The sequence below is a fragment of the Nonomuraea sp. 10N515B genome (genome assembly GCF_052245915.1).
In the GTDB taxonomy this organism is placed as follows: Bacteria; Actinomycetota; Actinomycetes; order Streptosporangiales; family Streptosporangiaceae; genus Nonomuraea.
Genome location: NZ_JBQQBQ010000036.1, coordinates 73,721 through 85,988 on the forward strand (window position 1 = coordinate 73,721; position 12,268 = coordinate 85,988).

Genomic DNA, 12,268 nt, shown 5'->3' on the forward strand with positions numbered 1-12,268 from the left:
GCGAATGGACCGCGATCTACCGAGGAGTACCAACCATGAGCACGTCCCCCACCCCCCGAAGGCCCTTCCTGCTCACCGCGGCGATCATCGCCGGCCCGCTCGCCGGCGCAGTCTGGCATCTCGTCGAAAAGGTCGGCCTCCCCAGGACCGAGGCGGCGGACTACCTCGCCCAAGTGGCCGCCAACCGGAGCAACTTCGCGATCAGCACCCTGCTCTACATGGTCTTCGTCGGCTGCTTCATCCCCTTGGGCCTGGCCGTGATGCGGGTGCTGCGCGGCCGGGCACCGCTGGCCGCGACGATCTCCGGCCTGCTGTTCGGCCTGGCCGGTGCACTCGGCCTGGTCGTGTCGGGCATGCGGCCGCTCGTCCTGGGCCTGGCCCCCGAGGGCCCGGTCATCGCCGAGGCCGCCGCGGCCTACCAGCGGTACCAGAGCTCCCCGTGGTTCGACGTCGTCATGCTGGCCATGCTGGCCTCGGTCCTGATCGGCCTGGTCGTGCTGGCCGCCGCGATCCTGCGTACCGGCGCCCTTCCGCGCTGGACCGCCGCGCTCCTGGTGGGCGGTTTCATCCTGTCCAGCGGTGAGTTCCCTCCAGCTGTCACGATTCTGGGTGGGGTGGTGCAGCTGGCGGGCTTCCTGCCGCTGGCCGGCCGGCTCGTCGCCGAGACCGAGACGAAACCCGCCGTTCTAGCCTGATCGGGCGGCGCGAGGAAGGTCCTCGCGCCGCCTTATCAGCTGTCCACCTCCTGGAGTTCAGACGCGGACCCGATGTGGCGGAACACCTCCGCCGGACTTCGGAGGGCTGTGACTCAGGTCAGTCCATCACCGACTCTCCGCCGGGGTAGGCGAAGGACGACCGGGGCGAGTAGAAACCCCACACGATCTGCAACGGGTCAGCGGGGCGAAGCGCGTAGACGGAGTGGCTCGGCTCCAGAAACTCCAGCGAGACGATCTCGAACGGATCGACCGGCTCCGCCACGAACGGATAGATGCCGCTCATCCGCTGCCCGCCGACCTCGGTGATGTATCGCAGTTGTCCGCGGTTGACCGCCGTACCGGTGTGCCCGACCCTTGCGGTCGTACGGATCACCGGCACACCGTCGGACTCGGTCGTCGCAACCAGTGTCTTCCCCTCGACCTCGATCGTCGTACGACCGGAGGTGGCCGGGACGCCTCGTGCGAGCGCGTACTCGCGTACCACCGCGCTCGAGTTGAAATAGTGCGTCCACCAGCGGCCGGGGGTCACGCCGTCGGGCGCGTAGGCATCTTCCAGGTCGGGCCCGATATACGTCAGCGAGTACGCGCCGAACCCGGAGGTCTGCTCGGGCTGGTCGACGACGTACTGGTTCATAAAGACCTGCCGATTGGCCATCGGCTTCAAACCGTCGGGTACCAGTGCCGCGACGGCATCGGGTTCGGCCGGCACCCACCCGAAGTAGATCATCCGGCTGTTGACGACGAGCTGAGGTGCGACGAGTTCGGGCACGGGTTCTCCCTTGCTATGGACGACGCATAGCCGGAACTTACGTGACCTCTTCGACGAGAACAACAAGTCACGACCGGCAATGCCTGCCGCAGGGATCGGAGGCGCGGTTGACCGGCCCTGGCGGCCGACTCACTCCATGGCCGTGTAGCGGCGCAGGTCGTCGCCGGTGAGCGCCTCCCCGGGAAGGGGCGAGCCGACGCCGGCGCGCAGGCCGTTCAGCATGATCTCCGTCACGCGTGCCACGGCCGGCCCGCCGGCCATGTTCGCCGGCAAGTAGATGTGCAGGGTCATCAGCATGGCGATGTCCCCGGGGCCGACGTCGCCGCGCAGGGCCCCGTCCGCCTGCGCCTGCTCGGTCATCCCCAGCAAGGCGTCGATCACCTGCTGCCGGATCTCGTGCAGGTCGTGACCGGCTCGGAGCCGCTGGTGCAGGTGCGGGTCGAGCTTCGCCGACAACTCGCCCATGCGCAGCTTGACGCAACCACGCAGGAAGCGGCACAACGCGTGCCAGGCGTCGGGTTCCTCCCGCTGGGCGGTCTGCGCCAGGTCCGCCAGGTGGTGCAGATTCTCCTCGCCGACCGCGCGGAGCAGCGCTTCCCGGTCGGGGAAGCGGCGGTACAGCGTACCGATCCCGACGCCGGCGCGGCGGGCCACCTCGTCCAGCGGCACGTCGATGCCCTGCTCCAGGAACAACTCCCGGGCCGCCACGACGATCAGATCCCGGTTGCGGCGCGCGTCTGCCCGCAGACCGGTCGGTTCCTGCTGATTGGTTGCCTTCGCCACCTATTCCACCCCGACGCGCGATAAGACTGGACGGTTTTCCTCCGGTTAGAGTACCGTCCAAAGAGTGGAGGAAATTCCTCCAGTTAGTGAGGTCTGTCATGAACAGCCGGAACCTTCTGATCTCCGGAGCCGGCGTGGCCGGGCTGACACTGGCCTACTGGCTGGCCAGGCACGGTTTCCGCGTCACCGTCGTCGAACGGGCCCAGGCACTGCGCTCCAGCGGCAACCCTGTGGATGTCCGCGGACCCGCTCTGGCCGTCGCCGAACGGATGGGGATTGTGCCTCGGCTGCGCCAGGCCGCCACCGGCAACACCGGGCTCAGCTTCGTCAACGCCGAAGGCCGGCGCCTCGCCCGGATGGACATGAGTGGCGCCCAGCGGGCGGGGGAGATCGAGCTGCCGCGCGGCGACCTCGCCTCGATCCTGTACGAGACCTGCCGTGACCATGCCGAACTCCTCTTGGACGACTCCATCGCGGCCCTCCGGCAGGACGGGCACGGGGTGGAGGTCACCTTCGAGCGCGCCGAGCCCCGCCGCTTCGACCTGGTGATCGGGGCCGACGGCCTGCACTCGACGACGCGCCGGCTGGCCTTCGGGGCGCAGGGCGGGATCGTCCGCCACATGGGCCTCTACGTCGCCACCACCCCGCTCGGCGGCGGGGACGGACCCGGCCGGGATGTGCTCATGCACAACGCCCCTGGCAAGGCCGTCGCCGTCAGCCCCACTCCCAGCGGCGACCTGGCGTTCTTCCTCTACCGCAGCCCGGCCGAGCCCGGCTTCGACCACCGCGACACCAGCCGGCACAAGCGCATGCTGGCCGACGCGTTCGCGGACGTGTCCTGGCGGGCGCCCGAACTGCTGGAGCGTGTACGTGTCGCCGACGACCTCTACTTCGACTCGGTCAGCCAGGTGGTGCGGCCCCGCTGGTCGATCGGCCGGGTCGCGCTGCTCGGCGACGCCGCGTCCTGCGTGTCGCTGTTCGGAGACGGCTCCACACTCGCCATGGCGGGGGCGTTCACCCTGGCCGAAGAGCTGGCCGCCGCCCCCGGCGACCCCGAGACGGCCTTCCGCCGCTATGAGAGCGCCCACCGCCGCCTGGTGGACCCCAGGCAGCGCGGCATCAGGCAGGGCGCGGCGCTCCTCGTGCCTGCGACACGACCCGGCATCCTGGCCCGGAACCTGGCCATCCGCCTGTGGCCCGTCCTGGCCGCCACAGCCCGGCTCCCGCGCAGGCTAAGCAGGCCACCGGCGCGGGCGGCAGGGTGATCACCAAGCACGCGGTCATGGGACGGCCGGAGCCCCCCGACCTCGGCTGCCCAACTGCTCTGTGGGCTGAGCGTTCACTTCGTTCCACTTGTGCAGAAGCTGGGGTGAAGTGGCGTCGATCAAGTGTGGCCACCTCTGAAACGTTGAGCCGCTCGACAATCGCGATCACGGATGCGTCGACCGCGCCCAGTGGCAGGCTCGCGTACAGCTCGACCAAGCTGCTCATGCGATCCAGATCTGACGCGGTGAGATCGACCAGCGTCAGACCCGACCCGAAACTCCGCATGAGCGAGCGCGAAGCCCACGGCGGCAAGCAGGGACAACTCCAGATCACGGTGAATCCCTAAGAACGATCACGAACTGGACGGGATCGCCGATCGTCCAATCCCACATGATCGTGATCCTTGCGGTGTCCCTCGCCCTTGCCCCCATCCAGATCCCCAAGGATTTCCTGCTGAGCGAGAAGGCCGCCCGTGCGCCCCTGTCGGAAATACAGAAAGCCGAGGAGTGGTGGCAGATCAGCGACAAGCTGAACGAGCCCTTGGCACTGAACCCGTGCGGGCGCAAGCGCGCCACGACGGCAGACCGGTCGGCGGCACGCACTATTGTCCACGAGACAAGCGCGCCCTCGCACTACGGCGAGCAACTCGTGATCTACCGGAACGCCAAGGCGGCGACGACCGCCATGAGAAAGCTGCTCGCCGACGCCAAGCGGTGCGTGGCCCATCCGCATGGCAAGCCGTACAGCTGGTCCAACGATGGGAAGACCCGATGGGTGGTGAATCGCACGCGGCTCGGGACCGAGGCTGCGCTGATGCGCCTTATGATGTACGACAAGCTGAACAAGGAATGGGCTCCGCTGTTGTCCGGCATCGTGGCACGCAAGGGTCGTGCGCTGATGATTTACACCGGTGATTTGGAAAGCCTCGGCCACCCGCAGAAGCGAGCCCTCAAGACCCTGCATCGTACTGCCGCCAAGATGGCGGCGAAGGTCTGCACACTGCCCGCCGTCTGCTGATTTTGTACAGGCCTACGCCTCGCCGGACGTCAGGCCGCCCGGACAGCCCGATGCGCTGCTCCAGCACGGCCATCTCGCCGGACTCCCCGGCCACGGCGCTGAGGAGGTCCGCCGAAGAGAAGCAGTTCGCGGGAGTCCGCTGACCTGCCAAGAGATCACGCTCCCACTTGTAAAGAGCTGCCATAGGACTCGCCGGCACCGACGGGCGATCATGAACGCCCATGACGAAAAAGATCCTTTCCAGCGTTGCCGGCGTCGTTCTCGGAGCCGCCGCCCTCATCGGCAGCACCGCCTCCCCCGCGGCCGCAGTGGGCAACTGCACCAAGACCGCGAGCACCAACCACTCCGTGAGTGTCAGGTGCACCAGCGGTCTCGAGACCTACTTCCGGGTCTACGGCTACTTCTGCTCCACCTCGTCCTGCTCCTACATTCCGGGCAGCCTGGTGCCCCGGGGCGGCACGAGCAAGGCCTCCAGCAGCGCCTACTACAGCGGCAAGTGGTACGTGAAGGGCTGCTACGTGACCAGCGGCTGCTGAGTCGCCCTGGCCTGGACCTCTCCTCGAGGTCCAGGCCCCCTGCCTGCTCTCGGCCCGCTTCTTCGCCGCGACAGGCCTCATCGACAACCTGCGGCACATGGTCATCTCGAACACGGCCGACTGCGCCGAAGGCGACAGCGGCGTTTGTTGTAGCCGGACTGGCCGGGCAAGTAGGGGAAGGCACCGGGCAGGTGGTCTACGTGCCGGTAACGTGCGGGAACACTGCGGTCAGCTGTCCTCTCCTTGGGCCCAGGGCTCTACGTGCGCAAGGTCGCGGCGGCGATGGCGGCGGGATCCCAGTAGAACGGTCGGCATTCAAGCATGCGTCCGTTCCGTACCCGAATCAGTTGCATGATCATCGTGTCGATCTCCTGACCAGTTGCACGAGCGTGGAACCGTACCCGGCTCCGTACCACCACCGTGTCTCTGTCGCCCCAGTGTTCCTGCTCCAGAAACTCCATGGATGCCCAGGTCTCGCTGAAAGCGGCCAGGAACCGCTCCAGCCCGTCACGTCCTCGCCACGTCCCCGTCCCCGTGAAGGGCAAGCCGGGAGCCTGATACAGGACGACGTCAGGGTCCAGGTATGCGGCGACCTCGTCATAGCTGGTTTTGCCGAATCCGCCCGCGGCGACGTACGCGGCCTCGGCCCGGTAGAACTTCTCCATTACCGCCCAGGCGTCCTGCGATCGGTCCTCGGCAGGCGGGCCGTCAGTCTGCGTCTCGGTCACATTCGCCGTACTCATGGCTCCAGCGTCACGGACAGGTGAAGAACCGTGCTGGCGGTGATCGGACGCCTCAGTGGCGACATCCGTAACGGCATAGATCTTGGCGGGGGTGCGTAAGCCCGGCCGCGGGGATCGCCGCGCTGCTTCTCTGGGACGGCGGCATCGACACGGATCCGCGCCGCGACCTCATCCGCGGTGTCCAGATCGATCTGCGGACGGTCAGCACGCGGCTCGGCCCGGTCGAGTACGACCTGTACGGCACGGAAGGTCCCGTGCTGCTGTCCCTGCACGCCGGTCTCGGCGGAGCCGACCAGGGGCGGCTGTTCGCCAGTTGGCTGCAGGATGACGGGTTCCGCGTCCTGAGCCCCTCGCGGCCCGGTTACCTCGGCACGCCGCTGGACAGTGGCCCGACCAACGAGGAGCAGGCCGACCTGCTCGCCGCACTGCTGGACGAGCTCGGCATCGATCGAGTCGGTGTGCTCGCGGTCTCGGCCGGGAGCCCGGTGGGCTACACCTTCGCCGCCCGCCATCCGGATCGGGTCTGGGGGTTGGTCTCCATCGGAGGAGTGAGCAAGCCGCAGCCCGGCGGTGCGGGCTCGTCGCTGCGGAGAGCGTTCCTTACCACCGTCGGAGAGAAGCTCACCCTGCTGACGGCGAAGGTGTCGTTCGAGACCATCGTCTCGGCCACCGTGGAGGAGACCAGCACCTTCACCGGGAAGCAACAGGCGGAGCGCGTCTCGTACATCATGAACACGCCGCACGTGCGGACGTTCTTCGAAGCGATGTTCACGGTGACGTTCCCCTATCCGGAACGCTGGCCGGGCACGGACAACGACGCAGCTCAAGCGCGACGCGGCGCTTTGCCTTTGGAGCGGATCACGACTCCGACCTTGCTGATCCACGGCAGGCAGGACGGCGACGTGCCCTTCGAGCATGGGGAGTTCGCGGCCGAGCGGATACCCGGCGCGAAACGACACTGGATGGAGCACGAGGACCATCTGGGCTTCTGGCTCAGCCCGGGAGCGAGCCAGGCACAGGCGGTGGCGAGAACGTTTCTCCGGGACCACGCGCCGGGCGACTGAGTGCCCGCGCTCCAGGCTTCCTCGCCTGCGCTCGGGCACCTAGTAGTCCGGGCGGGCGAGGATGCCAGCCTCCCCCCACAACCTGAAGCATGTCTCACCGATCATGAAGCATTCGCACGGATGCCTCAGGAGCGGCCTCGGTAGCCTCAGGGAAAACTAGGTTCGGATATCGCTACAGCACGGAGGCCATGAATGATGCGGTTAGAGCGGGGTTCGAGTCGGCTGTACGGCATGATGTTCATGCTGGCCGCGGTGGTCCTGCTCGTGGACCAGCTCACCAAGCTCTGGGCGGTCTCCGCGCTGTCCGACAGCGAGCGCGTCGCCGTGATCCCCCCTCTGATCCACTTCCGGCTGCTGTACAACGCTGGCGCCGCGTTCTCCATAGGCACCGGCGCGACATGGGTGTTCGCCCTGGCAGCGGCAGTCGCAGTGGTCGGCATCCTCTACGCGGCGCGCCGGCTGGCCTCTCCCGGCTGGGCGCTCGTGCTGGGCGTGCTGCTCGGCGGCGCGATATCCCACCTGGGCGACCGGCTCTTCCGCGAGCCCGGCTTCGCCCGCGGGCACGTCGTGGACTTCATCGACTACGGCCTGTTCGTGGGGAACGTCGCCGACATCGCACTCACCTGCGGGTGCGCCGCGATGGTGCTGCTCAGCCTGCGTGGTGTGCCGCTCGCGAAGGTACCGGGCGAAAGATCCGCCTAGCTTCTGTGGGACAAGGCGTCCCCAGACGTGGGCACCTTGTCCTGGCCGGACTACGACCCGGCGCGCGCGGTGAACGCGTCGATCAAGCAGCCAGTGAGGTTACGCCGTGCCTCGCCGTCCGGGTCGAGCAAGGGGTTGTAGATCGTTATGTCGACACACGCGACCCCTTCGTCGGCCAGCAGCGTCCCCGCGAGCACGGCGAACTCCCTTCGGTCCAACCCGCCGGGCACGCGGTAGTCGACCGCCGGCATGAGCGCGTCGTCGAGCACGTCAGCGTCGATGTGCAGCAGGAAGCCCTCGACGCCCGTGCCGCGCAGATGAGCGAGCGCACGCTGCGCAGTGGCCTCCGCGCCGTTCTCACGCAGTTCCTCAAGGGAGACGACCAGGGCATCGGTGGCGGACAGCGCCGCGCCGGTGTCCCGCCACTCGTCAGAGTCGCGGTGGCCGATCAAGGCTGCGGCCCGAGGGGTTACCAACGGCCGTGCCCCGCCCACGTCCGCGATCACGTCCGCACCGTGGCCGAACGCGAGATACACCTCGGAATCCGACGCCTGACCTGTCGGCGAGTCGCTGGGCGGAAAGAAGTCGATGTGCGCGTCGAGAAACACCAAACCGTAAATGCCTCGCCGACGCAGCGCCAGCAAACTACCGAATATCACGCTGTCGTCCCCACCGAGGACCACGGGCAACCGGCCGTCCTCGATCGCGTCCGCCACCACGTCGGCCTGGCGCAGCGCCACCTCGGCCATCGCCTCGGCGTTGAGCAGCCGGCTCGGGTGAGCGCGGTCCCCCGAGTACGGTGGCGCCTCCACCACCGGCCCGACGCTCGCGCCGACGGCCTCGGCCAACCCTTCATCCAGCAGCGCCGTACCGAGCCGTTCGACACCCGGTACCAGGCCCAGGTTGGTACGTACGTGAATGACTTCCGGGCGATGCACCATCCGAATTCCTCTCTTCCGGCCAGCGACCTCACCCGGTAAATGCCCGCCACGTTCCTTCCCATCAGATGGGAGCCGATGCGGTGGTGGAGGTCGACCGGCAGATCAACCACGCCGGATGCATCGTCATGGCGGGCAAGCTGCTAAGAGCGTGTTTGAGAAGATCATTCATGCTCGGTTTGGCGGCGAGTCGACGGGTGCTGCGGCTGCCAGGATGGCTGGATGTCCCCTGCTTGTTACCCCTCGGACCTGACCGACGCGCAGTGGGAGCTGATCGAACCCTTACTGCCCGAGCCAAACACCGGCGGACGCCCGGAGAAGCATCCGCGCAGGAAGATCGTCAACGCGATCCTGTACGTGGTGCGCTCCGGCTGTCCATGGCGGTACCTGCCCACCGACCTGCCGCCATGGCAGACCGTGTACTGGTACTTCCAGCGGTGGGAAGAAGCCGGCGTCACCGAGATGCTGCTGACCGAATTGCGCAGGTCGGCCCGCCGGCAGGCCGGCCACGCCGATGAGCCGTCAGCCGGGATCATCGACTCGCAAAGCGTAAAAGGCGCCGACACGGTCAGCCGCGACAGTCGACACCAGCGGCCTGCTGGTCACGGTCGCAGTGATGGCTGCAAGCCGGCAAGGCCGGGACGGCGCCAAGACCACCTTGCTGTCGACGTACCTGACCACCCCGACCGGTATGTTTTCGCGGACCAGGGTTTTGCCGGACGGCTGGTGGACTGGACTCACGACACGCTGCGCACCACCCTGGAGATCGTGCGCAAGCCCACTGCCCAGCGTGGGTTCAACGTCATCTCACGCAGGTGGGTGGTCGAGCGGACGTTGGCCTGGCTGACCGCCTGCCGCCGTCTGGCTCGCGACTACGAACGCGATCCCGCGGTGTCCGCGGCGATCATCCGCTGGGCCGCCATCGCCGGTATTGCCCGTCGCCTTACTCGCGGCGGACCCGCCCAACGCCAAGCCTGTTACATCTGCGACTGACAGAGATGATCACCATCTCAGGGGCCTGGAGGTGATCCGTCGCGGAACGCTCAGTGTGAATCCGCCGTCTAATCGATCATGGTTCTGCGACACCCGAAACGCTCGCCCGCTCTGCTGTGCGCTCTGGCAGCGCCGTTGCTGTATGCCGGAGTGACCCTGATCGCGCTCCAGTTGGCCGCCCAGGCGGGGCTCAACCCCGGGCACGAAGGCTGGAACGACCTGCTGCCAGGTCGGCTGGACGGGGCGATCGAATCGGCGAGGGGATGGGTGGGCGCCATCGCCCTCATCCTCGCCGCCGAGGCGGCCGTGCTCGCCGCACTGGGGGGCTGGCTGAATCGCCGATCCACCGCCGGCGGCCTCGTGCTGTGCACGGCCGCTGGCATGGTCTACCTGATGAGTCTCGCCCTGGCCGTACTGAGCACTTACGCGATCGTGCTTTATCCTTCTGGCGATACCGATCTCGGGCCGCTTTTCCCGGGTTGGTACTTTCCTGCACTGATCGTCATCGCCATCGTGACCCTCACCGGGCTGACCGTCTGGCTGTCCGCGGCGGTCAGGGAGGCCTCAGCCTCCTGATGGTCGACGCTGCGACCACGGTGGCCCGCATATGTGCCATGCCGCGCTCTGAACATGTCCGCAGCCTGCCAACCGGCTCCGTGAGTTGATGCGACTCCTTGAAGTGTCACAACTCCACCCCCTCAAGCTGATCTTCTCAAACACGCTCTAAGCGTCGGTGTCCCCCCGATGCCACCTAGGCGGTGGGGTCTGGCAGCCTCACGCCGCGGCGACGGTGGTTTCCGGTGCTGTGTGCCGCCCACGCAGATACCGCCCGCCCAGGATCCCGTACCAGATCATGATGGGCAGGTGGAGTGCGTACCCGAGCTGTTCCAGCGCCACCGTAGGGCCGTCGGTTCCGGTCGTCCACGGAAGCCCGACCGCGGCCAGGCCGGAAAGTGCGGCGATCATGCCGGTGACACGAAGCGTGGCCGGCAACGGGATGCCTGCCACGGCGGCGGCGGTAGCGGCGACCCACAGCAGCCCGGCCAGGTTGACCGCCCATTTGGCGGTGAGCAGGACCGCCAAGGCCACTGTGGCGGCCGCCGGGGCCGCCGGGCGGGCGGCCAACTGGGTCAGTGCCAGATTTCCGGCGTCATGAAGCAGACCTGCCAGCCCGGCGCCGGCCAGCAGCCCGTCGGCCAACGTCACCAGATACGGTCTTGACGTCTGGGCCAGGCGAGCGGCCATCACCAGCCCGGCCGCGGTCAGTGCCAGCCAGCCCAGCACGTCGAAGGCCAACTCGGTCAAGTGCAGCCCGACCTGCTCGCCCACCGCGGCCAGTGCGGCGTCGGGATCGGACGGACTCAGGGTCAACCCCGATGGCACCACCATGGCCGCAGCGGCGATCATGGCTAGCAGCGAGGTCAACAGCAGCACACCGATGAGTCGGCGCCGAGGGTTCAGATCACTCATGGACAGTGACGCTAGAACCCTGACGCAGGGACAAGGTCAACATGCCGAGAGAGGCAACGTCATGTGGCGGATCGGGCAACTGGCGCGCATGGTCGGCGTATCCGAACGCACCCTGCGCCACTACGACAAGATCGGGCTGCTGACTCCCGCCGCGGTCGACCGGACCACCGGCTACTGCTGGTACGGCGTGGCCGAGTTGTCCCGGCTCGAACGCATCCGCGGACTGCAGCGCCTCGGCCTGCCGCTGCGCCAGGTCGCCGATCTGCTGGACGCACCAGAGACGCAGCTGCGGCAGGCGCTGGCCGAGATCGTGACGAGCATCCGACATGACATCGCCACGCTGGCCGCGACCGCAGCCCACGCCGAGGACCACCTCGCCACACCGATGTCGATCCTGCCCCAGCAGACCGCAGTGGGCCCACGCCGGTTACGCATCCGCCACCTGCGTCTCAACCATCCCGCCGAACTGGCCACCGTCTGCCCGGCACCACCGGCGGCCCTGCTGACCTGGCTTCACGGACAGCCCACGGGCGGATTCGCCGCCGCAGTGACCACCGACAGCGATGGCGAGCAACTCTCCCTACCCGCCCGCACCGTCGTACGGGCCGTCGTCCCACCCTCAACAGGTGTGGTCCGCGCCGGACAGGACCTGTTCGGCTGGCTGCGCCGCCACCGCCTTGCCATCACCGGTCCCACTGTGGAAGACCACCCCATCGACGCCGACGGCGCCCATGCCATCGTCCTTGAGGTGTCCGTGCGTCCACGGCAGCACACCCACGCCGCGTGATCAGCCCCCAACGGCGCGAGCATCAGCCAGGTGGAGCTCCCTCTTGGACACCGTGCAGATCGCGCCACCAGCCACCTGCACGGCCTTCCCTCACATAGCTCGAGTTGTTCGTCTCGGCAAAAATAAGCGAACCGAACAACTCACCTTGCCGACCGGGAAAGGCAGGGTGCCCACACTCAGCCCGCTCCGTGCACCCGCCATCCACACTCCTCATGCAACCCGGGTGCCGATTTGACGTGACGGAACAGCTCCGCCGCCTCATCACGCAGTGACTGTGGGATCGGCCCGGATGCGGCCTCATTGGCCTGAAGCGCTTCCTCCAGGAGATCCCGCTCGATCTGGCGTTCCAAGATCAGCCTGGCCCTGGCTGGAGGACGGTCCGGCATGGTTTCTCCTTCGGAAGGTGGCGTGGCCGGTGCAGCCAAGCCGACGAGACTCCCTCGATCGGAACATGGTCCCCGACAGCGAGTCTCTCGGCCTCAGA

General features: G+C 67.6%; 15 protein-coding genes. 9 read left to right on the forward strand and 6 right to left on the reverse strand.

Going from position 1 to position 12,268, the window contains the following annotated elements; translation table 11 throughout:
- The first annotated feature begins 35 nt into the window (after positions 1–35).
- Positions 36–695, forward strand: a complete 660-nt coding sequence (locus ACTWQA_RS38390) for a DUF4386 family protein (protein WP_443163847.1) — start codon at positions 36–38, stop codon at positions 693–695.
- A gap of 118 nt (positions 696–813) precedes the next feature.
- On the opposite strand, the gene ACTWQA_RS38395 is transcribed toward ACTWQA_RS38390, so the two are convergent.
- Complete coding sequence (locus ACTWQA_RS38395) at positions 814–1,485, reverse strand: hypothetical protein (protein ID WP_443163848.1); 672 nt, start codon at positions 1,483–1,485, stop codon at positions 814–816.
- Between the two features lie 129 nt (positions 1,486–1,614).
- Positions 1,615–2,268: a TetR/AcrR family transcriptional regulator gene (locus tag ACTWQA_RS38400; protein ID WP_443163849.1), complete on the reverse strand. Its 654-nt coding sequence runs from the start codon at positions 2,266–2,268 to the stop codon at positions 1,615–1,617.
- 98 nt (positions 2,269–2,366) lie between these two features.
- Between ACTWQA_RS38400 and ACTWQA_RS38405 the strand changes: the two genes are divergently transcribed.
- From ACTWQA_RS38405 to ACTWQA_RS38415, 3 genes are all read left to right on the forward strand, one after another.
- Complete coding sequence (locus tag ACTWQA_RS38405; protein WP_443163850.1) at positions 2,367–3,533, forward strand: FAD-dependent oxidoreductase; 1,167 nt, start codon at positions 2,367–2,369, stop codon at positions 3,531–3,533.
- A gap of 391 nt (positions 3,534–3,924) precedes the next feature.
- On the forward strand, positions 3,925–4,551 hold the full coding sequence (locus tag ACTWQA_RS38410) for a hypothetical protein (RefSeq protein ID WP_443163851.1): 627 nt from the start codon (positions 3,925–3,927) through the stop codon (positions 4,549–4,551).
- 221 nt (positions 4,552–4,772) lie between these two features.
- A complete protein-coding gene (locus tag ACTWQA_RS38415) occupies positions 4,773–5,087 on the forward strand; it encodes a hypothetical protein (RefSeq protein WP_443163852.1) in 315 nt (104 codons plus the stop codon).
- A gap of 257 nt (positions 5,088–5,344) precedes the next feature.
- Here ACTWQA_RS38415 and ACTWQA_RS38420 read toward each other — a convergent pair whose 3' ends face one another.
- Entirely contained in the window at positions 5,345–5,830 is a 486-nt protein-coding gene (locus tag ACTWQA_RS38420; protein ID WP_443163853.1) for a nuclear transport factor 2 family protein, read from the reverse strand.
- A gap of 254 nt (positions 5,831–6,084) precedes the next feature.
- On the opposite strand from ACTWQA_RS38420, the gene ACTWQA_RS38425 reads away from it, so the two are divergent.
- Together ACTWQA_RS38425 and ACTWQA_RS38430 are read left to right on the forward strand one after the other, a co-directional pair.
- A complete protein-coding gene (locus ACTWQA_RS38425) occupies positions 6,085–6,894 on the forward strand; it encodes an alpha/beta fold hydrolase (RefSeq protein WP_443163854.1) in 810 nt (269 codons plus the stop codon).
- 192 nt (positions 6,895–7,086) lie between these two features.
- A complete protein-coding gene (locus tag ACTWQA_RS38430) occupies positions 7,087–7,596 on the forward strand; it encodes a signal peptidase II (protein ID WP_305914457.1) in 510 nt (169 codons plus the stop codon).
- A gap of 50 nt (positions 7,597–7,646) precedes the next feature.
- Here the strand turns inward: ACTWQA_RS38430 and ACTWQA_RS38435 are convergent, their stop codons facing one another.
- Positions 7,647–8,537, reverse strand: a complete 891-nt coding sequence (locus ACTWQA_RS38435) for an arginase family protein (RefSeq protein ID WP_443163855.1) — start codon at positions 8,535–8,537, stop codon at positions 7,647–7,649.
- A gap of 219 nt (positions 8,538–8,756) precedes the next feature.
- On the opposite strand from ACTWQA_RS38435, the gene ACTWQA_RS38440 reads away from it, so the two are divergent.
- Positions 8,757–9,527, forward strand: coding sequence for an IS5 family transposase (locus tag ACTWQA_RS38440; protein WP_443163856.1), 771 nt, complete (start codon positions 8,757–8,759; stop codon positions 9,525–9,527).
- Between the two features lie 150 nt (positions 9,528–9,677).
- The gene (locus tag ACTWQA_RS38445) at positions 9,678–10,103 is read left to right on the forward strand and encodes a hypothetical protein (protein WP_443163857.1); all 426 of its coding nucleotides are present in this window, start codon (positions 9,678–9,680) and stop codon (positions 10,101–10,103) included.
- Positions 10,104–10,301: 198 nt separating this feature from the next.
- Here the strand turns inward: ACTWQA_RS38445 and ACTWQA_RS38450 are convergent, their stop codons facing one another.
- Positions 10,302–10,997, reverse strand: a complete 696-nt coding sequence (locus tag ACTWQA_RS38450) for a hypothetical protein (RefSeq protein ID WP_443163858.1) — start codon at positions 10,995–10,997, stop codon at positions 10,302–10,304.
- 61 nt (positions 10,998–11,058) lie between these two features.
- On the opposite strand from ACTWQA_RS38450, the gene ACTWQA_RS38455 reads away from it, so the two are divergent.
- Positions 11,059–11,784 carry a MerR family transcriptional regulator gene (locus ACTWQA_RS38455; protein ID WP_443163859.1) on the forward strand — a complete coding sequence of 242 codons (726 nt, stop codon included), beginning with the start codon at positions 11,059–11,061 and terminating at the stop codon, positions 11,782–11,784.
- A 176-nt stretch (positions 11,785–11,960) separates the two neighbouring features.
- On the opposite strand, the gene ACTWQA_RS38460 is transcribed toward ACTWQA_RS38455, so the two are convergent.
- A complete protein-coding gene (locus ACTWQA_RS38460; protein WP_443163860.1) occupies positions 11,961–12,170 on the reverse strand; it encodes a hypothetical protein in 210 nt (69 codons plus the stop codon).
- Positions 12,171–12,268 lie beyond the last annotated feature (98 nt).